This window comes from Sporomusa sp. (genome assembly GCF_035561155.1).
Lineage (GTDB): Bacteria > Bacillota > Negativicutes > Sporomusales > Sporomusaceae > Sporomusa.
Genome location: NZ_DATMYD010000017.1, coordinates 20939 through 45435 on the forward strand (window position 1 = coordinate 20939; position 24497 = coordinate 45435).

32 protein-coding genes and 2 tRNA genes are annotated in these 24497 nt (G+C 44.1%); 6 read left to right on the forward strand and 28 right to left on the reverse strand.

The features are described from left to right. Window positions 1-54 precede the first annotated feature (54 nt). Entirely contained in the window at window positions 55-291 is a 237-nt protein-coding gene (locus VN447_RS02810) for a hypothetical protein (RefSeq protein WP_325522597.1), read from the forward strand. Between the two features lie 25 nt (window positions 292-316). On the opposite strand, the gene VN447_RS02815 is transcribed toward VN447_RS02810, so the two are convergent. The 11 genes from VN447_RS02815 to VN447_RS02865 form a co-directional block, all read right to left on the reverse strand. Further along, window positions 317-532, reverse strand: a complete 216-nt coding sequence (locus tag VN447_RS02815) for a hypothetical protein (protein WP_325522599.1) — start codon at window positions 530-532, stop codon at window positions 317-319. Between the two features lie 51 nt (window positions 533-583). Further along, window positions 584-2326, reverse strand: a complete 1743-nt coding sequence (locus tag VN447_RS02820) for a SulP family inorganic anion transporter (protein ID WP_325522601.1) — start codon at window positions 2324-2326, stop codon at window positions 584-586. 206 nt (window positions 2327-2532) lie between these two features. Continuing rightward, window positions 2533-2781 (reverse strand): ATP synthase F1 subunit epsilon, encoded by a 249-nt coding sequence (gene atpC, locus VN447_RS02825; protein WP_325522603.1) that lies wholly within the window; start codon window positions 2779-2781, stop codon window positions 2533-2535. Next, the gene (gene atpD / locus VN447_RS02830; protein ID WP_325522605.1) at window positions 2778-4193 is read right to left on the reverse strand and encodes a F0F1 ATP synthase subunit beta; all 1416 of its coding nucleotides are present in this window, start codon (window positions 4191-4193) and stop codon (window positions 2778-2780) included. The genes atpC and atpD overlap by 4 nt, the downstream gene beginning before the upstream one ends. Window positions 4194-4206: 13 nt before the next feature. Continuing rightward, the gene (gene atpG, locus VN447_RS02835; protein ID WP_325522607.1) at window positions 4207-5058 is read right to left on the reverse strand and encodes an ATP synthase F1 subunit gamma; all 852 of its coding nucleotides are present in this window, start codon (window positions 5056-5058) and stop codon (window positions 4207-4209) included. Between the two features lie 4 nt (window positions 5059-5062). Beyond that, window positions 5063-6571 carry a F0F1 ATP synthase subunit alpha gene (gene atpA, locus VN447_RS02840; protein WP_325522609.1) on the reverse strand — a complete coding sequence of 503 codons (1509 nt, stop codon included), beginning with the start codon at window positions 6569-6571 and terminating at the stop codon, window positions 5063-5065. Window positions 6572-6586: 15 nt separating this feature from the next. Continuing rightward, a complete protein-coding gene (gene atpH, locus VN447_RS02845) occupies window positions 6587-7135 on the reverse strand; it encodes an ATP synthase F1 subunit delta (protein ID WP_325522611.1) in 549 nt (182 codons plus the stop codon). Next, window positions 7132-7632 (reverse strand): F0F1 ATP synthase subunit B, encoded by a 501-nt coding sequence (gene atpF / locus VN447_RS02850; RefSeq protein ID WP_325522613.1) that lies wholly within the window; start codon window positions 7630-7632, stop codon window positions 7132-7134. Before atpF ends, atpH begins: the two co-directional genes overlap by 4 nt. A gap of 70 nt (window positions 7633-7702) precedes the next feature. Further along, complete coding sequence (gene atpE / locus VN447_RS02855) at window positions 7703-7954, reverse strand: F0F1 ATP synthase subunit C (RefSeq protein WP_325522615.1); 252 nt, start codon at window positions 7952-7954, stop codon at window positions 7703-7705. Window positions 7955-7956: 2 nt separating this feature from the next. After that, window positions 7957-8649 carry a F0F1 ATP synthase subunit A gene (gene atpB, locus VN447_RS02860; protein ID WP_325522617.1) on the reverse strand — a complete coding sequence of 231 codons (693 nt, stop codon included), beginning with the start codon at window positions 8647-8649 and terminating at the stop codon, window positions 7957-7959. Between the two features lie 21 nt (window positions 8650-8670). Next, on the reverse strand, window positions 8671-9078 hold the full coding sequence (locus VN447_RS02865) for an ATP synthase subunit I (RefSeq protein WP_325522619.1): 408 nt from the start codon (window positions 9076-9078) through the stop codon (window positions 8671-8673). A gap of 209 nt (window positions 9079-9287) precedes the next feature. Between VN447_RS02865 and VN447_RS02870 the strand changes: the two genes are divergently transcribed. The 3 genes from VN447_RS02870 (at window position 9288) to VN447_RS02880 (ending at window position 10898) form a co-directional block, all read left to right on the forward strand. Beyond that, window positions 9288-9656, forward strand: coding sequence for a helix-turn-helix transcriptional regulator (locus VN447_RS02870; protein ID WP_325522621.1), 369 nt, complete (start codon window positions 9288-9290; stop codon window positions 9654-9656). Between the two features lie 493 nt (window positions 9657-10149). Then, on the forward strand, window positions 10150-10500 hold the full coding sequence (locus VN447_RS02875) for an ASCH domain-containing protein (protein WP_325522623.1): 351 nt from the start codon (window positions 10150-10152) through the stop codon (window positions 10498-10500). Between the two features lie 254 nt (window positions 10501-10754). Further along, window positions 10755-10898 (forward strand): hypothetical protein, encoded by a 144-nt coding sequence (locus VN447_RS02880; protein ID WP_325522624.1) that lies wholly within the window; start codon window positions 10755-10757, stop codon window positions 10896-10898. 267 nt (window positions 10899-11165) lie between these two features. Here the strand turns inward: VN447_RS02880 and VN447_RS02885 are convergent, their stop codons facing one another. The 4 genes from VN447_RS02885 to VN447_RS02900 form a co-directional block, all read right to left on the reverse strand. Next, the gene (locus tag VN447_RS02885; protein WP_325522626.1) at window positions 11166-11414 is read right to left on the reverse strand and encodes a hypothetical protein; all 249 of its coding nucleotides are present in this window, start codon (window positions 11412-11414) and stop codon (window positions 11166-11168) included. A 299-nt stretch (window positions 11415-11713) separates the two neighbouring features. Then, window positions 11714-13117, reverse strand: a complete 1404-nt coding sequence (locus VN447_RS02890; RefSeq protein WP_325522628.1) for an anion permease — start codon at window positions 13115-13117, stop codon at window positions 11714-11716. Window positions 13118-13204: 87 nt separating this feature from the next. Then, window positions 13205-13753 carry a FumA C-terminus/TtdB family hydratase beta subunit gene (locus VN447_RS02895; protein ID WP_325522630.1) on the reverse strand — a complete coding sequence of 183 codons (549 nt, stop codon included), beginning with the start codon at window positions 13751-13753 and terminating at the stop codon, window positions 13205-13207. A gap of 23 nt (window positions 13754-13776) precedes the next feature. Then, window positions 13777-14622, reverse strand: a complete 846-nt coding sequence (locus tag VN447_RS02900; RefSeq protein WP_325522632.1) for a fumarate hydratase — start codon at window positions 14620-14622, stop codon at window positions 13777-13779. A 112-nt stretch (window positions 14623-14734) separates the two neighbouring features. Here VN447_RS02900 and VN447_RS02905 point away from each other — a divergent pair, with 112 nt between their 5' ends. Continuing rightward, window positions 14735-15625, forward strand: a complete 891-nt coding sequence (locus VN447_RS02905) for a LysR family transcriptional regulator (RefSeq protein WP_325522634.1) — start codon at window positions 14735-14737, stop codon at window positions 15623-15625. Window positions 15626-16665: 1040 nt separating this feature from the next. Here VN447_RS02905 and VN447_RS02910 read toward each other — a convergent pair. From VN447_RS02910 to VN447_RS02965, 12 genes are all read right to left on the reverse strand, one after another. Further along, window positions 16666-17100: a hypothetical protein gene (locus tag VN447_RS02910; protein ID WP_325522636.1), complete on the reverse strand. Its 435-nt coding sequence runs from the start codon at window positions 17098-17100 to the stop codon at window positions 16666-16668. 88 nt (window positions 17101-17188) lie between these two features. Then, the gene (locus VN447_RS02915) at window positions 17189-17614 is read right to left on the reverse strand and encodes a nucleoside recognition domain-containing protein (RefSeq protein ID WP_325522637.1); all 426 of its coding nucleotides are present in this window, start codon (window positions 17612-17614) and stop codon (window positions 17189-17191) included. Between the two features lie 174 nt (window positions 17615-17788). Continuing rightward, entirely contained in the window at window positions 17789-18694 is a 906-nt protein-coding gene (locus VN447_RS02920) for a LysR family transcriptional regulator (protein ID WP_325522639.1), read from the reverse strand. Window positions 18695-18779: 85 nt separating this feature from the next. Next, a complete protein-coding gene (locus VN447_RS02925) occupies window positions 18780-18953 on the reverse strand; it encodes a hypothetical protein (protein ID WP_325522641.1) in 174 nt (57 codons plus the stop codon). Between the two features lie 183 nt (window positions 18954-19136). Then, a complete protein-coding gene (locus tag VN447_RS02930) occupies window positions 19137-19496 on the reverse strand; it encodes a YvrJ family protein (protein ID WP_325522643.1) in 360 nt (119 codons plus the stop codon). Window positions 19497-19670: 174 nt separating this feature from the next. After that, window positions 19671-19746: transfer RNA gene (locus tag VN447_RS02935), tRNA-Thr, on the reverse strand. A gap of 260 nt (window positions 19747-20006) precedes the next feature. Next, on the reverse strand, window positions 20007-20582 hold the full coding sequence (locus VN447_RS02940; RefSeq protein WP_325522645.1) for a flavodoxin family protein: 576 nt from the start codon (window positions 20580-20582) through the stop codon (window positions 20007-20009). A 205-nt stretch (window positions 20583-20787) separates the two neighbouring features. Next, window positions 20788-21126: a helix-turn-helix domain-containing protein gene (locus VN447_RS02945; RefSeq protein WP_325522647.1), complete on the reverse strand. Its 339-nt coding sequence runs from the start codon at window positions 21124-21126 to the stop codon at window positions 20788-20790. 231 nt (window positions 21127-21357) lie between these two features. Next, window positions 21358-22611, reverse strand: coding sequence for an HD domain-containing phosphohydrolase (locus VN447_RS02950; protein WP_325522649.1), 1254 nt, complete (start codon window positions 22609-22611; stop codon window positions 21358-21360). A 167-nt stretch (window positions 22612-22778) separates the two neighbouring features. Continuing rightward, on the reverse strand, window positions 22779-23051 hold the full coding sequence (gene nrdD, locus VN447_RS02955; protein ID WP_325522650.1) for an anaerobic ribonucleoside-triphosphate reductase: 273 nt from the start codon (window positions 23049-23051) through the stop codon (window positions 22779-22781). 79 nt (window positions 23052-23130) lie between these two features. Further along, entirely contained in the window at window positions 23131-23517 is a 387-nt protein-coding gene (locus VN447_RS02960) for a gamma-glutamylcyclotransferase family protein (RefSeq protein WP_325522652.1), read from the reverse strand. A gap of 161 nt (window positions 23518-23678) precedes the next feature. Beyond that, window positions 23679-23754: transfer RNA gene (locus VN447_RS02965), tRNA-Gly, on the reverse strand. Window positions 23755-24035: 281 nt separating this feature from the next. On the opposite strand from VN447_RS02965, the gene VN447_RS23230 reads away from it, so the two are divergent. Then, on the forward strand, window positions 24036-24239 hold the full coding sequence (locus tag VN447_RS23230) for an ATP-binding protein (RefSeq protein WP_414714871.1): 204 nt from the start codon (window positions 24036-24038) through the stop codon (window positions 24237-24239). 26 nt (window positions 24240-24265) lie between these two features. Here the strand turns inward: VN447_RS23230 and VN447_RS02970 are convergent. Continuing rightward, window positions 24266-24497, reverse strand: a 232-nt coding sequence (locus tag VN447_RS02970; protein WP_325522654.1) for a hypothetical protein, incomplete at its 5' end; no start/stop codon positions are given.

Below are 24497 nucleotides of genomic sequence, written 5' to 3' on the forward strand. Positions count from 1 at the left end.
GAAATCAAAAGTTTGGAGAAACTATAAATAACCTTAAAAACGAGGAGGGATTGGATGAGAAAACTTATTCCGGGGATGTTTTCCAGTGTGACTGATGCCGAATTGATCCTTGCCACCAGCGGCTATGATGACGATGCACCCGAAAACGAAACAGATAAGTTTAGCGACAATGGCGGTGACAACAGCCTGTCCGGTGCCGAAATCAATTCCTCGATTGTCTCTAAAGCGACTGCCAATGAAGCATCTTATCGTGATGCAATGGAAGAAGGACTTGATGATTCACTAAGATAGCGATAGTAAAAAATCCCTGCAGGCGTTAGACCTGCGGGGATTTTTGCACAAGCAACCTGTTTTTCCGGGAAACAATCTCCCGGTATACGTTAATGATAGTAGGATTAATCTGCTCTAGTTCGCCCGGCGCAAGCAGCGACAGCTTGTACCGCTCTTCCATCATGTTGAGCAATTGACTTAGCCGCTTTACGTCGTCATCAGCCATTTCCATTTGTTCCCGGTACCAATTCATTCCACACATACTTCCGGCCTCCTTTTTCTTACTATTTCGTGAGAAAGCGAGCCGACTCCTCTAGGCCGGAACTTCTTTGGCAGTCGCCGCAGCCTCACTTTGAGAGATACAGCGGTCAAAAATCCGTTCACGGCACCTCAAGCAGCCGTCTCTATCGGTATGCTGTAACGCATAAGCAATGGCATACTCTGTATGCACAAAAAACCGGTCCCGCCCGATTTTCTCATACAGGCCTGTCATGTTCAGGGTTTTCTCCGGTTGCTCGTTAAGACCGGAAATCAGTACCATCACCCCGCGCTTCTGCAGACTCTTCACAATGGTACGCAGGTGGTCTTCGCCGGTCAAGTCCATGAACGGCACCTTGCTAAGGCGGAGGATGACAATTTTAGGACTATATTGAATCGTATCGATAATGCTCTGGGAGAACATCTGGGCTGCTCCGAAGAAGAGGGGCCCTTCAATACTAAAAATGCTTATCTGCGGGCAATCATGGGTATCCATTCGATCCTGGGCCGAGACCCTGGTTAAATGGTTTTCCGGGTCAGGCAGAACTTTAGTCACAACAAGAATATCACTCATGCGTTTAACAAAAATGACCATGGCCAATAACAGGCCGACCTCGACGGCCACAGTCAGATTAGCCAGTACGGTAAGAAGAAAGGTAACAACAAGCACTCCGGCACTATTTGACCAGGTTTTCAAAATAGCAACAAAGGCATGATGTTCACTCATATTATAAGCAACAATCATCAGTACCGGTGCCATGCTGGCAAGTGGTATGGTACCGGCATAGGGAGCCAGAACGATGAGTGTCGCCAGCACAAACAGGGCCGATATTACGACCGAATAGCGGGTAACCGCCCCGCTCTTAATATTGGTAGCAGTCCGGGCAATGGCCCCGGTGGCCGGAATACCGCCAAATAGCGGCGTCACTATATTAGCAACTCCCTGTCCAATCAGCTCGCGGTTGCTATTATGGCGTGTCCCGGTCATGCCGTCGGCCACCACGGCCGAAAGCAGCGATTCAATTGCCCCAAGCATCGCGATGGTAAATGCCGGACGGGCTAGCTGCTGCAGCTTCTCAACAGTAATAGCAGGAAGCGAAAACTGTGGCAAACTGTCAGGTATACCACCGAAAGCCGTAGAGATAGTAGCCACTTGACCCGGATAAACGAGCGCTGCCAGTGCCGTTGAGGCTAGTAATCCGACAAGCGAACCCGGCACTTTTGGAAAGAAGCGTGGCGTTAAAATAATAATTGCAAGACAGACTACAGCCGTCAAGATACTATACGGATTAATTGTATCAAGATGAAGAATGATTTCCCGCATACTGTCGATAAAGCCTTCATGCCGCTGCAATCCAGTCAAACCGAGGAAATTGGCGATCTGCCCTGTAAAAATATTTACGGCAATACCTGCCGTAAATCCGATTGTGACCGGGCGGGGGATGAACTTTATCAGCGTACCCATTTTCAAGAGCCCCATAACGACTAGGATTACGCCTGCCATCAGGCCGGCAAGCAGCAGGTTTTCATACCCATAGATCAGCACAATCGATAATAGAATTGGGATAAAGGCACCGGTTGGACCTGTAACCTGGTACCGGCTCCCACCAAACAAGGAGGCCAAGACGGCGGCAATAATTGTCGTGTAAATCCCATACTCAGGCTTAACCCCTGATGCAATGGCAAAAGCCATGGCTAACGGCAGTGAGATTACACCGACAGTAAGCCCGGACATTAAATCTTTTTGAAAATGCCTGGAACAGTAGCGTTTTAGTGGTACTTTTATAGGACGTAACATAGAATATTCCCTTCTGCGATAACATATGGAGTTAATTATAAACCTTTATTTTTGTTATGTAAATTTCACTGTCGATCATATAGCCGCATTGAACTGGAATAACCATCATTTTAAGGTGTTAGCTATAATTAGCCGACTCAATCTGCCAAATAAACAAGAAAAGGCTTAACTCCTCCCTAATTCAGAGTTAAGCCTGCCAACATAACCTAAGGAACTGTTAATATAGTAACCTGATCAGGTTTAACCAGCATAATTCCTCCTGTCAAAGAAATCTGCAGTTCTCCCTCCTCATTTAGAATTCTCACCGGCCTGGCATCAAGCAGTGCAACCAAGGGAGCGTGCCCCGGCAGAACACCCATTTCACCTGTTGTAGCCCGGGCGATTATCATATTGACCTCTTTCCCATATACCCTACGTTCAGGGCCAACGATCTCCAAGCGGAACGTCTTGCTCACTGCCCGTTCCCCCTTACGGCTGCAGCTTTTTCTACAACTTCGTCAATGGTTCCTACCATATAAAACGTATTCTCAGGTAAGTCGTCATACTTTCCGCTTAGTATTTCCTTGAAGCCACGTACGGTTTCCTTGAGTGGTACGTATTTACCGGCAGTTCCAGTGAATGCCTCAGCGACGAAAAATGGCTGGCTCAGGAAACGCTGTACTTTTCTGGCACGGGCCACAACAACCTTGTCCTCTTCGGACAACTCCTCCATACCAAGAATTGCAATAATATCCTGGAGTTCTTTGTATCGCTGCAGAATTTCCTGGACAGCGCGGGCGATACTGTAATGTTCATCGCCAATAACAAATGGGTCAAGGATACGGGAGGTAGAGTCAAGCGGATCTACTGCCGGATAAATCCCTAACTCTGCGATTTGTCTGGATAATACCGTAGTTGCGTCAAGATGAGCAAATGTAGCTGCCGGCGCCGGATCTGTTAAGTCATCGGCCGGGACATAAACAGCCTGCACTGATGTTACCGAGCCTTTTTTGGTGGAGGTAATACGCTCCTGAAGTGCTCCTACATCGGTTCCCAGAGTAGGCTGGTAGCCTACCGCCGAAGGCATACGCCCTAATAATGCTGAAACCTCAGACCCGGCCTGGATGAATCGGAATATATTATCAATAAAGAGCAACACATCTTGCCCGGCCACATCGCGAAAGTACTCAGCCATAGTCAATCCGGCCAAACCCACCCGCATTCTGGCTCCAGGCGGTTCATTCATTTGCCCATACACTAAAGCTGTTTTATTGATAACACCTGACTCCATCATTTCTCGCCACAATTCATTGCCTTCGCGGGTGCGCTCACCTACGCCTGCGAAAACAGAAAAACCACCATGTTCTGTCGCGATGTTGCGAATTAATTCCATAATTAAAACAGTCTTACCAACCCCAGCACCACCGAATAATCCGATTTTCCCCCCTCGCGCATACGGTGCAATGAGGTCAACCACTTTAATCCCTGTTTCCAATATCTCTGTAGCTGTCTCTTGCTCCACAAACGCGGGGGCAGGACGGTGAATCGGCCAATATTCACTTGCTTTCACTGGCGCCGAATTATTGTCGACCGTTTCTCCCAACACGTTAAATATCCGGCCTAGTGTACCTTCTCCCACAGGTACAGTAATTGACGCTCCTGTATCTGCAGCGGTCATACCACGAACCAGCCCGTCAGTAGATGACATAGCTACACAGCGGACAACATTATCTCCCAAGTGCTGCATAACCTCTACTGTCAGATTGATGTCATGACCTGCGGCTTTCCCGGTAATCTTTACTGCGTTATTTACTGACGGCAATTGCTCCTGCGGAAACTCGATGTCCACAACAGGTCCAATCACTTGTTTTACCTGTCCGCTAGCCATGGGCTCCCTCCTCTCACCGTAGCGCTTCCGCACCACCGACAATCTCGGATATCTCCCGCGTGATGTTTGCCTGGCGTACTTTGTTGTATTCAAGAACCAGATGACTGATAAGGTCTTGGGCATTGTCTGTCGCCAGGCTCATGGCATTTAACCGTGCCGCAACTTCACTTGCCGCTGAATTAACAAACCCTCTGTAGACCGAAGCCTCAATCCATTTTGTCGCTACTTCTTCAAGCACACTAGCTAACGACGGTTCGTATATTTGAGGTGTCACCCGGCAATTTGAGGCAGCTTGCGTCTCTAAACCAACCGGCAGGATGCGTTCGGCCATCACTTGTTGGACAGCCGGAGAACAAAACTTGGTATATACCAAGTAAACCCTGTCATATTTCCCGGTAACGTACAAGTCTATAACCTTTGCTGTAATATCTATCGCGGACTGATAATCCGGCTTCTCAGAGATACCGATATAGGCCTGGTCAATGCCAACCTTGCGGCGCTGGAAGTAGTCTCTTACCTTTCTACCTACAACAATTAAGCCAACGTTATTGTCGCCCATATGTCTTTGTACCGCTTTGACCAAATTACTGCTATATGATCCTGCCAGCCCCTTATCGGCACCAATGACGATATATCCGGTTCGGGTTACGTCCCGTTCTAAGAACAGAGAACTGCTTATATCTTCACCACTGATCAGGATATCGCTCATGGCGGCCTCTAGCCCTTCATAGTAAGGCGCGCTTTCTTTAACCCGTTCCTGCGCTTTGCGCAGACGTACGGCAGCAACCATTTTCATTGCCTGAGTTATTTTCTGGATGTTCTTTACACCCTTAATCCGGCGGCGTAAATCCAATGCGTTAGGCATGGCCTCACCTCGCCATAAATGAATCTTTAAACTGCGCGATCGTCTTCTTCAACAGTTCTTCCACGACAGCTTCAATGAGTTTTTTCTCTTTTATCCCGCCGCAGATTGACGGATAAGCACGGATATATTGAAGAAATTCCTGTTCAAACTTATTAACAAGAATGATAGGTATATCGTCCAGGTGTCCATTAACACCTAGATATATAGCGATTACCTGTTCCTCAATCGGCATAGGTTTGTACTGCGGCTGCTTAAGAAGTTCAGTCATTCTTTTGCCTCGTTCCAGCAGGTCCTTAGTTCCTTTATCTAGATCAGATCCAAACTGGGCAAATGCCGCCAATTCGCGATACTGAGCCAAATCCAGGCGAAGCCGGCCGGCTACTTGTTTGGTAGCCTTTACCTGGGCCGAACCGCCTACCCTCGACACCGAAAGCCCCACGTTGATAGCAGGGCGGGTACCTGCATAAAACAGCTCACTTTCCAGGATAATCTGGCCATCGGTAATTGATATTACATTTGTGGGGATGTACGCAGCAACATCGCCGGCCAAAGTTTCAATAACAGGCAGGGCAGTCAGTGACCCGCCACCTAACTCAGGTGATAATTTGGCAGCCCGTTCAAGCAGGCGGGAATGCAGATAGAAAACATCACCAGGATAGGCTTCGCGTCCGGGCGGACGCCTAAGGAGCAGGGACATGGCCCTATAAGCTGCTGCATGTTTGGATAAATCATCATAGACACATAGAACGTGCCGCCCCTGATACATAAAATACTCGCCAATAGCTACACCGGTATAGGGTGCCATATACTGCAGTGGCGCACTGTCTGAGGCAGTCGCCACAACGACGATAGTATGCTCCATTGCTCCATGGTCTTCCAGTGTCTTTACAACCCGGGCAACTGTTGAAGCCTTTTGACCGACGGCGACATAAATACAAATTACATCGCCACCCTTTTGGTTTAAGATGGTATCAATAGCAATCGCCGTTTTACCTGTGCCTCTATCCCCGATAATGAGTTCCCTTTGCCCCCGACCAATAGGCACCATGCAATCAATTGCTTTAATACCTGTTTGTAGTGGTTCTTTTACTGGCTGGCGATCGGCAATGCCAGGCGCTCTCCATTCAATCGGCCTGGACACCGTCGTATGTATCGGTCCCTTCCCGTCAATGGGACGCCCTAAGGCATCCACGACTCTGCCAATGAGCGCCTCTCCGGTTGGTACCTCCATAATCCTGTCAGTTCGCCTGACGATGCAGCCCTCATGGACACGCACTTCATCCCCCAGCAAAACTGCGCCGACATTATCCTCCTCTAGATTTAGGGCCATTCCATACACTCCGTCCCCGAAGTCCAGGAGTTCTCCAGCCATAGCCTTGTCCAAGCCATGTAACCGGGCAATACCGTCGCCAACCTCAATGACGATCCCGATTTCATCCACATTACTTTGAACCTGATATTGCTGTATTTGCTCTTGAATAATTGCCGAAATCTCTTCAGGCCTTATTTTCATAGTGAGTTAGTCACCTCACTTTCGATTAACTATTTGCTGCAGGATATGTTTTTTCATATTTCCCAGTTTGGCTACCACACTGTTATCAATCCGTTTATCGCCGATTTGAATGATCAAGCCTCCTAAAATCCGGTGATCCACACGCGAGCGCAATTCAATTGCACTCCCGGTTACATTGGCAAGCTGTGCTGTCAGTTGCTCCCTATCCAAATCTGCTAACGGGATAGCTGTTACGATCTCGACCTCCAGTATATTGCTTGCCTGTTTCACCAGAACCCGATAGGCCTTGATAATCTCAGGCAACATATCAGTGCGCCGCTTATCAATCAGATGACACAAGAAGTTCTGGACAAAGTCCGACACATAGGGTCCGAATACACGCACTATCGTCTCTTTCTTAGCCGCAGTTGCCACGCCGGGATTAGCAAAAAACGCATGAACCTCAGTTTCGGCTAAAGCCTGTTCTATAAGCGACAACTCTTTCTCTGCTTCATATAGAATCTTCTGCTCAACTGCAAGCCGGAAAAACGCCTGGGCATACCTTCTTGCTAAGCGTACCTTCATGCTAGCTCACCATACTTTTCTTTAGTAAAATCTTTGATGAAATTCTGCACTAGACGTGTATTGGTTTCTATATCCAGATTTTTTTCTATGATTTTTTCTGCGGCAGCCACAGCCATAACCGCCACTTCTGCACGTAGTCTATTCATAGCTTGCTGGTAGTCGCGTTCAATCTCCTCCTGAGTCTCCTTTAACAGCCGCGCGTTCTCTTCCCAGGCCTTCTGTAAAATAGTTTCCCGGGATTTCTCCCCCAGTCTAATCGCTTCATCAATAATAGACCGGGCCTGAATCCGGGCCTCGATAATCTGCTCTTCACTCTCTTGTTTCATTGTATTTGCCAACGACCGCTCACGCTCGGCATCCTCCAGGTTCTTCTCTATAAAAGCCCGTCGTTCTTCCAATGCCGCCAGGATTGGCCGATAGGCAATCTTTGTTAAAATAGCAACAAGTATCAGAAAATTAATAATCTGAGCTACTAATGTTGCATTAAGGTCGATCAAGTACATCCCCCCCTTCCGGTATGTGGAGCAGGCGTCTGGTAGAGATTATCTACCAGGCGCCTCTTCTTCTTCATTTTAAAAAGGGATTGGTAAATATCAATACAATCGCTATAACTGCTGCAATGATTGGAATGGACTCGATCAGACCAACTGAAATAAGCATGGTAACCATTATCGAGTTCTTTGCCTCTGGCTGACGGGCAATACTTTCAATTGCTTTGGCCGTCACCTGCCCATCGCCTGTCGCCGCGCCAAAGGCGGCCAAACCCACAACCAAGGCGGCGGCAATAACCGAAGCAGCAATAATAATCGCGTGTTCCACTGTCACCCCTCCTTTTCCTCATGATGATGTTCTTCCAAGGAATTACTCAGATAGGACATCGAAAGCATAGTAAAGATCAGTGCTTGAATGATACCGACAAATACACTGAATGCAAGCCACAATGTCGGCGCGACGTAGGGCACCAGAATACCTAAAATTACGATTAGGATCTCGCCTGCCAGGATGTTACCAAATAGACGGAACGATAGAGTAACTGGTTTAGCTAATTCCTCAATAATGTTGATTGGTAAAAATAAGATATTCGGCTGAATAAAATGTTTGAAATGGGTTAGGAAACCTTTGGTCTTAACGCCACAGCCATGAACAATAATTACAATCATTAATGCCAAGCCTAAGGTTGTATTGATATCGTTGGTTGGCGAAGTAAAACCCGGTATCAACCCTAACCAGTTGGCAATTAATAAGAATAGAAATAGCGTAATTATAAGTGGCGCAACCTTGCGGCCGTTAGGCCCGATAGTCGAATCAATCTGGGCTAGCAGACCTTCAATAACAAGTTCCACGAAGTTCTGCCAGCCACCGGGAACAAGAGTCCAGCTTCTCCGGACCAGCAACGAACCAAAGACAAGAATAGCCATCGTCAGCCAAGTCATATACAAAGTATCAAGATTGAACGTCAATCCTGCCAGAACTGCCAGTTTATGCCCACCTATCTCGGCCCCGCCGTGGCCCATATGTTTTTACACCTCCTTGGTTCACGTCTTTTTTGCGTCTGCTATTTGCTTAACAACAAGTAGCATCCCGTTTAAGAACAGGATAACCGGCATAGTAAAGAATCCTGCCACAAATGCCAACACATTGACTTTTAAAACATGACTGATAACTACAAGTACCAAAACCATCGCCCCGAGCCGAATAACCCAACCCCCCCGGATGTGTTCAATTGCTTGCTTCTTGGATAACACCTGAACATTCTCAACCTGGCGATAAAGATACAGAAAGTAAATTGAGCCTGTTATTAACCCGATAAGTAATCCGGTCGTCGTCTGTACTGTACTATAAATGTAAGCAAGCGGGCATAGAATTGTTCCAATCAGTGCAAGCTGCGCCAACATGGTTCTAACCTTAAGCTCATAGTTTCTCATACATGCGGCCTTAGCCATCCCACCTTTTGTTTTATTCCCCCCTAGTGAATGACCCCTTAAACCAGTGCCGCTATCGTCCTAGTTCAATATATATGACACCCAGTCATATATATTACTGGTTTTTTCTCTTGTCCTGTTAAATCTATGACAATATGTCAGTAGAATATTTTCCAATATTATGTAATAATGTTTTATGAGATCATTCTACGGGGCCAGGAGGAATACAAATGAAGTTTGGTGATAAAGTAAGATGCGTGCGCGAAAAATTCTCTCTAACTACCGAGCAACTAGCCAAACTGTTAAATGTAACCCAATCATACATATCACATGTTGAAAACAACCGCCGCCAGCTAGGTAGAGACAAAATTGTTGTATTAGCTAAAGAACTGAATATCCCCGTGGAGTTTTTTCTGCGCGATGATGTGGAAACATTAGAAGAAATTGAGATCAATGATAAGTTGAAAACAATGTTAACTGATGGAAAATACCTAAACTATTTCGTCGTAGTGGACAAAGCAGTCGAGGCTAACATTAGCCCTGAGGAATTAGAACAGGCTATAGAATTTATAAAAAGATACAAAAAAACACAGGGTTAATTAACCCTGTGTTCCTTAATAAAATCTCCCTCATATTTGGGGTCAACTAAATAGATTCCGCATAGGTAGCACCATTTGACTTTCCCAAGCCACTCATATAGTATGTACTTCGCCCGGTAACTCTCCTGAGCCTTATCGAATTCCCGTGTCGTGCACGCGTCCTTAAGACTGTTGCTATCCTGCATAACAGACACCCCCGTACCCGTAACTCTCATCTAGTTCGAAGGACTAAGTCTGTTCCGAACCACCGGTTTTTCACTAATCTATATTCATATTGGCTGTTTGTATGCGTGTCCATGTAGAAATTAACCCAATATTTTGAATATATGGATAGGTTTTCTTGTCGCTTCAACACCGACAGGACCTAGCGAGAATAAAACTCCAGAGCATTCCTACCAGTTATTAGTACAGAACTTGCAGGATTTTGTATATAAGATACAGAACATGTGAAGTAGGTGTGATCCACACAACCGGAAAACGAGGAGGGGTTACTATGTTTGCACTTAACTTTATATCGCCGCATAATGAAAAATTATTGATTGCTCGTCAGAAAAGCGCTACGATTCGTTTAGGAGATATAAGGGATACTTATCCCGAGAATTCCATTGTCTGGATTACATTTGGAAGTAAATATGGCCCGAAAAGAAAACTGTATAAAGCGATAGTAGACAGAGCACTCACTAAGAAATTCTGTGACTTAACTACCAAAGAGTTGACTCATCAAAATCCCGATATCACAACGGTAGACGAACTAATTCGTATATTCGAATCGGTATATGAGAAACAAATCCATGTTGACGATACCGTTACTGTGATCCACTTTTCAGAAGTGACGGAAGAATAAGTAAGGAACCCGTAAATCCTAACCTTAGTGGGTTTACGGGTTCCTTATATAGTTTATCCACGGCACACGTGGCTCTCCACTGATTGGGATATTAGTACCTCTCCCTCAGATATTAGTACCTTTCTCTCAGATATAAGTAGCAACCTTACCTAGTATCGTAGTATAGTAACATAGTATCCTAAATGAAACCAACGGCACATTTATAGATTAATCAAATCGGTGCAGGGAAATACTTTACATATGGAGGTGATTGTATGGGGAAGATTTCTGATAAGAGTAGCTACAAAAACATGAAAACCGCGGTCAAAAGTTCCCAATTCTTTATTGCCAAACAAGCGGCAAAAAGTTTAAAACAAAAACAGCAAAAGAGTGTCACGCCAGACAAAAGTGAAGCATAAGCATCGCTTATGCTATCGTCTGGATACTTTTTCGGCTATTCTATAAAATTTATCGATTTAGAATTGGATAGAGTATGAGAATACACCTCTTAGGAAGATAATTTGAAAACTAGCCCCAAAAAACCCGTTTAAAACACAAGTTTTAGGCGGGTTTTTACATCTTGTTTTAAAAAGTTGCATCCCAGCGAAATGAAACAAGTTTTGAAATGCAAAAAGCCACTGGTTATTACCAGTGACCATGTCCAATTTGAGGCTGTAGTGTTAACTTTATAAGGACTGTATGTCATGATAGACAACCGACGGGCTATGTAAATCAAATACCCTGGGTCGCAGCTGTTGAAGGTCTTCCTGCCGCCAGCCCTCGTCTTTTTCTACCAATAACGAAATGGCCTGCTCTTCCGTCTCAGCCAATACCATGGCAGTTGCCTTGCCATACATGGACGTATGCAAGCATGGTTCGTCTATCATGCTCCAACTGTGAAAGGTGCGATCATGGACCCAGACAAAAAGTTTCATAAATCCTCCACTCTCCAACAATCTGTTTAACTCTATTATACTAATCAGAATTACATTATGAAGAAAAATCCAAATAAAAAACCGCTATTCATCCGTAAATGTGCAGATAAATAGCGATTTCCCTGTCTTTAAATTATTTCCAAAAAAAAATCGAGATTTGTATGGTGGAGGCGATCCGTAATCCGTATCTAAAAAACTATTCAATTATTGATTTTATAAAATCCGTATCGGTGCAACACGGCCAATCACTAGAACACTATCCTGGCCAATCTAACCTTCTGGTATCTCGACCTTCTTGCTTACCACAGGCCGAGGACTTTCCACCATAGAGAACCCAGTCCTACCCAAATAATCATGTTGATAACAGAAATCCAAAAGCCAAGTTTCCACCATGTTCCCTGGCTTATATAGCCTGCGCCGAAGTAAATGGGTGCAGGCGCCGCAGCGTAATGAGTAAGGGACATGCAAAGATTGGACATGAAGGCCAACGCCAGGGCCGCCAGATACACTGGGGCTCCCGCTGCCGCCGCCACCGTGACAAAGGCCGAGTACATCGCGGTAATGTGAGCGGTCAGGCTGGCAAAGCCGTAATGTGCATACATGTAGATGACTAGCAACACCATAAAGGCTTGAAGCCATGGAATTCCCACTATGCTGGCGCTAACTACCTTGGAAAACCAGGGGATAAAACCGAGCTTAGACAGGTAGTCAGCCAAGCCAACCAATGCCCCCATCCAGATCAAGGTATCCCAAGCGCCTTTTTCTTCTAAGACATCCTTCCATTCCAAAACTCTGGCAATCATCATGACGGATACAGCAAGCATGGCGACAACAGTGGCATCAAGTTTTGTGTACTGTGATGTACTCCATAATACTAATGCCCCTACAAATATTCCGGCCACGATCTTCTCACCAATGGACATAGCACCCATGGTTTCCAGCTCTTTTGTTGCAAGCACTTTCGCTTCAGGTGTCTCTTTAAGTTCCGGCGGATAAACTTTATAAAGGAAATATGGAATAACGAGGAGTGATAACAGACCAGGAGCAAGAGCGGCAAGAGCCCATTGTCCCCAGGTAATATTGATATTAAGTGCCTGGAGTGCTAATAAGGCAATCAGAGGATTCCCCGCCATAGACGTCATGAACATTGCAGAAGTAATGGTATTTCCTTGATAGCCAACCTGCATTAAGAAAGAACCCACACGCCGAGCTGACGGGCCCGGCTCCGAGTCAAATGCGGAAGCTAAACTACGTACAATAGGAAAGATGATGCCGCCGGCCCGGGCAGCATTTGACGGTGTAGCAGGGCTAATAATAAGGTCGCTAAGGACGATGGTATAACCCAATTTAAGGGTACTATCGCCCATCTTTTTGATAAGCATATAAGCTATCCGTCGACCCAAACCAGTCTTGATAAAGCCTTTGGCAAACAGGAATGCAGACACTATAAGCCAAATGGTGCCATTGCTAAAGCCTGACAATGCTTCTGCCGGCTTCAGAACACCAGCTAATGCCGTAAAGGTTATACTGATAAAAGCAATTGAACCGATAGGTAAAGGCTGTAAAATAAATCCTAAAATAGTTGCCACGAAAATAGCGAATAATTTCCATGCCACTGGTTTAAGTCCAATAGGAACGGGAATAAACCATATGGCAGCTCCGACAACTAGAACGCCTAACCCCTTCATGACTTTGTCATTCATGATGGTGCCTCCTTATAATGTGATGTATGGAAGCTATAAGGAACGGAACGGCCGCTATAAGCGGACGTCCCTCAAAGATTACATTACTTATCTTTTATACTTTGCCACTTCCTGTTTTTGCAGCACGTTACCTTCCGAATCAGTGCCAACAATTACTCGGAAACGATCAAAATACAATTTCTTAATGGACTCTGTTCCCAATTCCGGATATGCAACAATTTCTACCGACTTGACGCGATCTGCATTGATTGCCGATGCGCCGCCAATGCCCAGCAAGGAGACGCCGCCATACTTTTTGCACAAATCAGCAATGTAGTCCGCACGGTCTCCTTTTCCTAGCATCCCGGTCATGCCAAGTTTAAACATCATTTCAACAAACGGATCCATTCGCGCTGCTGTCGTCGGTCCATTGGCACCAAACACCATACCCGGGCGCGCCGGACAGGGACCCGCATAGTAAGTAATTTGATCCTTCCAGTCAATTGGCGATTCTTCTCCCCGTTCCAACGCTTCCTCAATCAATTTATGAGCGGCATCGCGGCAGGTATAAATGTAGCCTGTCAAGTATAGTACATCTCCGACCCTTAGTGTTTTGGCCTTCTCTTTCGTCAATGGCAGTGTTATTTCCATTTCCATGTTTTCCACTCCTTATCCTTATATTAGATGGTTTCCGTCGCTTGACGGGCCGAATTACATGCAAAATTGATCGCAACCGGCAGAGCTGTAATATGAACAGGATAATAATCGATATGCACGTCAAGTGCGGTCACGCGACCACCCATGCCAAGCGGCCCTACACCGGTGTCATTGACAGCCTTAAGAATGTCTTTTTCCAGCTCGGCATACAGTGGTTTGGCGTTCCGCTCGCCAATTGGGCGGAACAGCGCTCTTTTCGCCATCCAAGCGCAATGATCCATCGTTCCGCCAACACCGACGCCAATAATGTAAGGCGGACAAGGGTTACCGCCAACACGTCTGACCGTTTCCAGTACAAAATCTTTGACTCCCTGCAATCCGTCTCCTGGTAACAGGACTTTAAATGCACCCATGTTTTCACTGCCGCCGCCCTTGGGCATAACGTGAATAGTCACTTTGTCTCCCGGGATAATTTCCGTATGCACAATAGCAGGCGTATTGTCACCTGTGTTGACACGTTCCAGCGGATCAGCAACCATGGATTTTCTCAGGTATCCTTTATCATATCCTTGGCGAACGCCTTCATTAATCTGCTCTTTTAGCGGTTTGCCTTCCCAGCAGACATCTTGACCAATTTCCATAAAGACCACGGCAGCACCGGTATCGTGACAGCATGGCAACTGCTCTTTCTTGGCAAAATCTCCATTTTCAACTAGGATTTTAATCGTTTCTTTGCCGATCGGCGATTCTTCTACTTCATACGCAGCACGCAATGCGTCCATTACATTGTCATTCAGTTCGTAGCATGCTTTCTTGACAAGTCTTTCTAATACGGGAACAAGGACTTCAGTGTTTAGGATTCTACTCATTGTCTGGCCTCCTTAATTTCTTGGGTCTATCTAGATGATATCAGTTTTGTACAAGATTCAGAAATATGTTATAATGATGCCGCTATAAATAATACTTATGGTGGTGACTTATGTGGATCTGCGACAATTAGAATATTTCGTGACAACCGGACGACTGGAAAACATCACACGCGCAGCAGAGCAGCTCTTCGTTTCGCAGCCCAACATCACAATGTCTATACGCAAACTTGAGCAAGAACTAGGGATCCAATTGTTTGAACGCAAGCAAAAGCAATTTTCCTTAACCGCGGAAGGCAAGCTATACCTTGAGCGCATAGAACCAGCCCTCTGGATGATCCGCAATGCTACCTCTGAAGTTAAGGACAGTCAACAGCAAACCAGTGGCACAATTGTTCTTGGAATCCCTCCCATGATTAGCTCCTTCATATTTGCCCCTATATTAAAACACTTTCGCACCTTATACCCCCAAAGGGAATTAGCTATCATTGAAGAAGGATCTTTGGGCATTCGTTCTAGGCTGATGGCCGGGGAACTTGATCTAGGCATTGTCATAACCGACAATGCATCACCCATGCTGGAAATATCGCCATTGGTAACCTGCCAACACTTACTCTGTATGCCAAGCAATCACCACTTGGTACAGAAGGAAACGATTGACTTGGAAGATTTGCGGCATGAACCCTTAATCTTAATGAAAAACGATTCCTATCACCGTCGTCATATCTTGCAAGAATGCGCAAAACGCAATTTTTCTCCTAATATCGTACTGTCATCTAATCAAATACAAACAAACATTGATCTAGTGGCCAAGGGAGTAGGCCTTTCCTTTCTGCTGGACGCAGCAGTCCTCAATACTCCCGATGTTGTCACTCGCCCTATGACCGAACCATTTATAGTTAATGTCGGTTTAGCTTGGCGCCAGGATAAGTATCTTTCCTACGCATCACGGGCTCTGATCAAGTTCGTTAAAGATTTTAGTGCTACCCATTTTAAGGCTTTATAGCGGCACTTATTTCGCGCTTGGCCGCGACCCTCAATACATTACAACCATACAAAATAAAAGCGACGTAACTTAACCGTTACGTCACTCAGGGATTTTGTTTTAACGGCAGTGCTTCTACTGCCGTTTTTTTCATGGCTATCTCCTAATTTAAATGCGATATAAATTCTAACGCCGTTATTCCATAGACTTTTTTAAAATGCCTATTTAAATGTGACAAATCACGCACCGGAGCAACCGGATCTACATCCAGTTAGAAGACACGCTTCAACAGCACATTGCAAACGCTGTTCCCGCTCTTTCAAAGCAGCTTCCTTAGAAGGCACTTAGGGACGTTCCTTTTTCGTCACGATTTCTATAGAAGACACTTAGGGACGTTCCCTTTTCGTCACGATTTCTATGACAAAAAAGGAACGTCCCCGTTGTCTTCCACCGTTGTCTTCCAATGCTAAAAGCCCCACAAAATCTCATATCCTATTCGGACATTTCAAGGAGAGGAATAGATATGGAAGGACTGATGAGCATTAATTAACTTTCCATCATATTATGTTATATAGAGCTTAAGAAAGGGGGCTATTATTTATGAGACAATACGGACCTCCGACCTCTCCGCCACCAACAGTTATTCCCCCAAAGCCATCATATTCTTATATCATTGATTGCTTGTACTACTACACGTATGTATGGTTGAAGAATGGAAGACAATTTTGGTTTTATCCAACAAGCATAGAGTATGGCGCAGTTACGGGTTATAGATGGACTGGAAGGTATTGGACTTTCTATGGTTTCGACTCAAGATTGATTGATGAGGCCGCATGCTTGATTCCTACACCATATCGTAATTTATAAGCTAGCTTTAGCATCTAGACACTGCTACTTGAAGCCACTTAGGAACGGTCCTTTTTTTGTCACGATTTCTACGACAAAAAAGGACCGTCCCCGTTGTCTTCCGTTATTCCCACTAGTTGTATTAAATATTTCCGTACAAGATTACTGATGCCCCCTAAACAAGTCTAGGCGAACATAAAACACACATATTAAATTTATTGTTTTAACCCCGCACCTACCTGGGATTGTTGACGCACTACTATTTTTTCCGTCATAACTCCGTTCCGCTGGCGGTCTACTAGCCATCCAATGACAAAAGCGAATAACAGAGCTATAAAGATTCGGGCCCCTGCTATCAGAAATATATTTGCTCCTATCCCTACAAAGAGGGCCGTTTCCTCAAACAAAGAGTGACAAATCCCAACCATTACAAAAAGAATGGTAAGCGTAGCACGCGAATAATGGTTTTCCTTAGATATTTGAAGAATAACACCACTACCAGACACTATTCCAATAAATAGGCCAGCAAAAGCTGGCAAAGCTGCAGAACTCGGCAGACGAAAGAATTTAGTAAACCACTTTGACCTTTTTGAAATCATTTCTAACCAACCATTATGGTCGGCAAACTCAACCAGAACCATTAGTGGCAAAATTAAGAGCTAATTTGCCCACAATTATGAGACCGCCAATCAGCCCTTGATATAAAATTTCTAAAAATAACAATGGGCTTGCATCCTCCTAAATAACCCCCAACACATGAATTAGCCATGCAGCAAAAAAAGCACCTATAAAACGCAAGCCGAATACTAGCGTGGCACTAACACCTCCCTCGGTTACCACTGCGGACTCCAAAAAGGCGCTATGACAAATCGAAATCATGATACTTAAGATGGTTAACTCTCCCGGTGATAAGGGTATAGCTAACATGGCTCCAATACCACCATAAATACTGGTAAATACACCAATGACGAATGGAATGGCTGCTTCGCCGGGTAAACCAACCATCTGCATGAGTGGGGTAAATAGCTTGCCAATAGTGTTTAATAAAGTTGTCGTCTGCAAAAAAGATACGAAGATAATGGTCGGAATAACAACTTTAGCTAACCGCAAGACCACTCTTATACCTTTAATTAATCCTGTCTTTACGATATTTATTTTAAGCAAATTAAGTTAGTCACTCCCATATCTGTGCAAAAGAATAGCAACGATAAAAAATGCGAGCATTTCCACTCTAGCTCCCTCCTTTTCGGCGCCTTATCTTAAATGCTCTGCTAATATCATAACGCGCCTATAAGGAATATGGAAATTATAGGTATTTATTGTATTGATAATGAACTTTTATTTAGTGGCACCGATATAGTCTAAAAGATTGCTTTTGATATTACCGTGTTCAGCAAAAATCAGAAGGAGCGTTTTCATGGCCGGGGTTATAATTTTATTTTTATGAAAGGCGACCGACATTACAAATGTGAGTTCTGGTGCATTAGTTAATTCGATTAGAGATCCATCTCTTAAATGTGATTCTACTAGTACATATGGAAGTATACTTGCGCCAACTCCATCCAATACGGCTCGCTTAATAGCTTCTGCATCGCTATATTCGATAATGGTGTGAACATCTCTTTCTTTCAATGTTTCTTCAAATATACTTCGGTACACACAGCCTGGCCTAAAATTTATGAAAGGATAATGGCTAATGTCTTGATGATCATGATTCATTACAAACAATTCACGCTTAACTACCCATACTAACTTTTCATGTGATAAGTCAAATTGTATGATTTGACTATTGTTAATCTTGTCATGCACAATGGCTATATCAAAATTATTATCCAAAAGTCCTTTTACGGTTGCAGGTAGATTCGGGCAAATATCAACAATGACAGAGCCTTTTATGCCCCGATTTTGGAATTCTAATAGTGCTAGAGAAAGGAAGTAGCTAGCAGCTGTAGTCGATGCACCTAATTTTATGGGTGTGTTGGAATCAGAAAAACTCTCCATTGCAGTATTAAGGTTGTAGAAAGCAGTCAGCAGCTTTTCCGCGTGTGTGGTTAGCTCACGCCCGGCTTCAGTAATATAAAGCTTTTTACCAATCCGCTCGAATAGGGCAATTCCATACTGTTCTTCTAACATCCGAATCTGGGCAGTAACTGCCGGTTGAGTAAAATTTAATTGCTCGGCAGCTTGAGTGATGTTTCTTAGTTCAGCTACCAAAAGGAAAGTCCGGAATAATTGAATATCCATTAGTCCTCCTCAAATGCGTTTTGGAAGGCTAACTGTCTTTACCTATCCACTATCAGCATACCATACTTTTTTTGTCCTATGCAGCTTAGCCATGTTTTCTTCTTCTAATCTTGTAGCGAAACCATCGTTCACAATCGGTCCAGATAGCAACGACAACAAAACCGCCTATAAAGAGTTGTCCCCAATCAAGTCCGCTGTAGAATTGGTTAATGAGTAAAAACATTATGCCTATGATACATACTAGACTACAAGCTCTCATTGTTTTCCCCCCTATAGTCTAACTATTATTATAATAGGCATTTAGGGGGTGAAGGAAATTACGATCTGTTATTATTATAATAATAAACTTTTATGATTAGAGATTTCCCCTACTTCTAGCTATAAAGCCATAAAGACACCCCTGCTTTCTAAAATAAAAAGGACACTGGCCACCGCCAGCATCCTAGCTACTTACTTTCATACCAATAAAAAAGCTAATTGCGTTCCGAGACTTAACAAGTATGTCATACTGATGGTCAGGGGTACTACCTTGAGCCACCGCCATAATAGCTTCGAGGGCGGCGACCACCATGGCCAACTCACGAACCTCCATACAAAACCACCTTTCACTATTCCCTGTCGCAGTATTGCATGGCTTTCCCTCCCGGCATTTAATGCACCGGTCGGTATGAACCTCTAGCCGTGTCGATAATGTTGTGGCCGCGCGTTCAAAGGCCTCTAGCTTGGCCTCAAACTTGACTAATAAGTATGCGGCAACGGCAATCGGAAACCCGACCTGTCCCACAATCTGTACTACATCCATACCATACATCCTAGTAAGATGGGGCGCCGCTTTGTAGCGAGCGCCCTATTCTTATTTATTCCTTAATAACGTTAGTATCGCCCTCTGCTTCCGTGGTGTAGCGCTTGTTAGAAGAATGTTAGAAGTCATGAAAAAAGGCCTTGCGGGAAAAACCCGCAAAGCCTTGATATTCACTGGAGCCGATAGCAGGATTCGAACCTGTGACCCACGCTTTACGAAAGCGTTGCTCTACCAGCTGAGCTATACCGGCAATTTTGACAATTTTATTCTATCTTACTACTGGCACAATGTCAAGAAACTCACTTGAACACTCACTCACTATTATTGACTTTGTAAACACTTTTAATTTATTCTTTTCCTTGGCTACAGAGGCAGCGAAGCAGTGTGTATAAAACAGCATAAATACTACAGATAATGTTATGAGAACTAATCACTAGTAATGCGGAATGTTAACCCAAATTTACGAATTAATATCTGATCAGTTCTCAAGCCATATCTGCCCATTTCCCTTTACTTTCCTATTCGTTCCAAAAGCCAAGCCATATTCTCTCCAAGAACCTGCATGTTGCGCATGCCTTCCTCATCATTGTTTACTTCACCCACGCCCCGCCCATAGACCATGTTCCAATAACTGGCTCCCACCAAAAACATCTGCATGTAGTGCAAGAAGTGATTCATTGTATCAAAGGCATGGGTAGCACCCCCGCGGCGCACTGCCATAACTGCGGCACCAGCCTTGTGTTTTAGCAGTCCTCCATTTGCGTTAGATACCATTCCTGCACGATCAATCAGTGCTTTCATTTCGGCAGTAACGTCAGAGAAATATACTGGTGACCCCAATATTATGCCATCAGCATCTATTAGCTTTTTCATATATTCGTTAAAGGCATCATCTTTTATGACACATTGCCTGTCTTGACTCTTATAACAGGCTCCGCACCCTGTACAGCCCCGAATAGAATGTCCCGCAAACTGTATTAACTCGGTTTCTATTCCCGCCTTTTCCAACTCCACAAACACCGCTTTGATAAGAATTGCTGTATTACCATCTTTTCTCGGGCTAGCATTAATACCAACTACTTTCATCTGTCTTCCTCCACATCTTTTAGGTTTTTATTTCAGCTTTAAGCTGATGATGTCATTGTATCTCCATTACTTTCCGATGTAAAGTAGTGTAAAAAACTTCATATAGTTACCTATTATAAAGCATTGTATTTTCTGGCACATGTTTCAGAGAAATAAGTTGATATAAACAAAAAAGGCCCCAAGGCCCTTTTTGTGATTTATTAATCTATAGTGTCAACCCAAAACGTTTTAGTTCTATAAAAATACTTTCTAAACATTTGCCTTTCTCTGTGAGCGAATATTCAACCCTTGGAGGAACTTCCGCGTACACTCTTCTCACTATAATACCTTGCTCTTCCAATTCACGTAGCCGTAATGAGAGTGTCTTCGTACTAATCCCAGCCATTGATTTCTGCAAATCCCTAAACCGCATCGTCCCTTCGATCAGTAAATCTCTGATAATCAAAAATGTCCACTTAGTACCAATAACATCAAGTGTCTTAGCTATGGGGCAAGGCTGGCCCGGCATTCCCTTCGTTAAACTAATGGGTTCCATAGAATCCATAGCAATCTCTCCCAAAATTGGTTTCTCTTATTATAACACAGAGCTTCCATTAGGTAATTATATAAATAGTATACACTTACTAATTCCCAAAAAGCAGCCTAAAAAACATTATAATTTAACCTCCCAATAACTCGACCCGAAACACAGGAAAATTGCAGCTTCCGATAAAAAACAGCACAAAAAAAGCCCAGAGTTTCATCCGGACTTTGCCATTGTATATATCGGGAAATTTTAGCTGGGTCCCACCGCTGACCAGCTCATTTCGCCAATTCGATCAGTTAGTGTCCCCAAGCCGGCTCTGTCACTAAATAAGTCGGTAACAACACAGCCGTCAATCTTACGATTATCAACCATTCCCCGCATAATCTTTTCAATCTCCCGCACGGCGAGTGGCCGGCGGTAAGGCCTGTTTTCACTCAAAGCAACAAAAACATCTGCTACGCTGACTATCCTAGATCCTAACCGTAACGACGCCTCAGGTACGCGGAAGGGATATCCCGCACCATCTATGGTTTCATGGTGAAAAGCCGCCCATTCGGCTACCGTAGAAAAGCCGTCAATTTGTTCAAGTATCCTGTACGTATAATAGGGATGCTGCTTGATTATTGAGAACTCTCTTTCGGTAAGTTTTTCGGGCTTTTCCAGTATATCATTAGGTATAGATAGTTTGCCTAAATCGTGAAATAAGCCTGCGATTTTCACCAACTTTACTTCTTCCGAGCCATAGCCTTTGGCCTTTGCCAAGAACGCGGATACCAAGGCGACACTCCGGGAATGCATGCCTGTAAAGCGGCTAGTCCGGTCAATGATTGTGGCGAAAATTTCACCAATATTGACAATATCATCAATATTAAACACCATGCGACCATAAGTATCAATCTGCCGAAAGAAATTTTGATAATAATGCGGATTAGTCAAATCTAGCCAAAAGCTCTCTTGGCGGGCAAACTCATGCAATGCCTTGACCAAATCCGGATCGAAGTAGCTGCCGCTCAACTCTCTAATGGCTGATAAGATATCTGGACGCTGTTCAAATATGTAAACTTTATCCCTAAGCAGAATTTCCAAACGGTCTGCCAAGTTTATGATCCGGCTGGTTAGCGGAATCTCTTTGCCAGCAAGTCTATGCGGATTAGAACCATCCCAGTTATCATGATGGTGACGGATGGTTTCAGCCAGCATGCTGAATTGCGGTGAGTCTTTTAGCAGCAGGTCGCCGGCTTCAGCGTGCTGATAGATATCATCGCCGGCTTTGAACATATGCAGCTTCTTTTTTTCAGACCAGCTGGACGCAGCACCAATATCATGCAGTAATGCGGCATATATTAGTACCTGACGCTGAGAGTCATCCAACTTAATTTGTTCGGCAATCCGGTTGGCAATAAGCGCGGTCCGCCAATGGTGCCGGGATAAACCGTCTGTTGACAATTCCAACGCAATGGATAAAGCACTCACTAAATTACTAGGGTGGATATTAAATAGCATACTCTCCGCTCCCTATATGAAACAAACTATCCGCGGCAATAACCTACACTTCTATTGCCGCGGAATAATAGATCCGATATTTATATATATGTTTAACTTTATAATGAATCGCTCACGCAGTCAACACTTAAATTTAAAATCTAACGGTTAATCCTACCATTAATCTTTTAAAGATGTGAACGTCTGTCAGACAACTCTGCCTGCTTAGCCGAGTTAAACCGGTCTTCCGTACTAAGATAACCGGTTATCCGGCGCACCCGCTTGATAGGTGAACGCTCAGCCGCTTTAACAACGATCTCATCACCCTCTACCTTTAACTGTACTTCTCCTAGCTCTTTTCCCTTCCGGTCCCATAACTGGATTTCTTCTTCAACAATAGACCGAATTTCTTCTTCTGTAATTCCTGGTTCTGCTACAACTTTGACTCCTTCGATAATCATATGTATTCCCTCCATTTATCAGATACTCTAATAATAACCATTATTCTATAATAGTCAATAGATCTTTGGTCCCGTTCTATTACCTCCACTCACCCTGAGGATTAAGCCTTCCTAATTGCATCAAGGCTTGTGGTTTACTCCATAGGTAAACATAAGTAGAAACAATATCTCCATTGGCTAAGCTTACTCCGCGAACAACCCGCTCATATAGATTATCAGCGCATCCCGGACCAAAATAGTCCTCAAGTCGATCTAGCTCCACCAAAGCGAGTTCAGCGTTAATTAATTCAATTACTTCTCCAATAATTTGCCCATTACCATCTACCGCCCCTGGATAGCCAAATGGTAAATCATATAGAATTCCTTGCAGTACTGCGCTTTGGATACTTTTGCAGAAAGGCTGAATCTTGCCGTGATTGCAGAAGCCTTGTTTCAAAGTTCCATAAACAAAAACCTTGTTTAACACGTCGATTCTACGCCCGCTTTCGTGTAAAGTTAATAAAGAAAACACGGCTTGCACCGAGCCTTTGGCGAAAGCGGAAGCCGATGTTGCCCTTATCCAGGAGAAAGTTATACTTTCTATCAGGAAAAAAACCAGATGTCCCTATTGGGAATCTGGTTTTTTTATGGAGCGGACGACGAGATTCGAACTCGCGACCCTTAGCTTGGGAAGCTAATGCTCTACCAACTGAGCTACACCCGCATGATATAAGACTAGATTCCAACTGTGCTCTTAGGGATTTTCTATTGTATTTTCTGCAGTATGACTGCAGAGAGGCTAATGTTCTACCTTCGTCTGTATATTATATCATACTTCTGATATCATGTGTGTTACTGTTAATTTTCAAATGTTGAACCATTGGTGTGGATGTAGGGATCAGAAACCCTTTTATAGTCAGTAATGGGTTTCCAACAGGAGAAACGCCCGAATCTATCGAACTGTCTTTCTATTATTATAATTGTTTTAACTTAGGACGTGATATTATGCAGAGTCAAACGCCTTCTCATCGAAAAAAAATAACAGTATTAAAGTATCTCTGTAGAACTTGTAGCAAGTGCATCCTGGTATGTCCATCAGAAGCGATAAGCTACGAAAATGATAATAAAGCTTTCATTGACTTAGACCTATGTACTACCTGCGGTGCTTGCCTTCACGTTTGCCCTGAATACGCCATACGGTCAAGTTAGCTAATATTCCACATTAAGAAAAACCGCTAACGCGGTCCTTTGGTATTGAGCACATCCGAAAGTCGGTACTCAAATCCATGAACCCCTTTGTAATAACGTGGATGCATTACCCCACCGCAAGATTCACAACTAAACTGTGGTGGGTAGCTTAGATCCCTTGTATAATCTTGCTTATCAAAATCCCTTACCACTTGGTAGGGGATTTCTTCTTGTTTTTCACAGCCCAAACAAAGGTAGAGTACTGTACTGGGGCGTGGT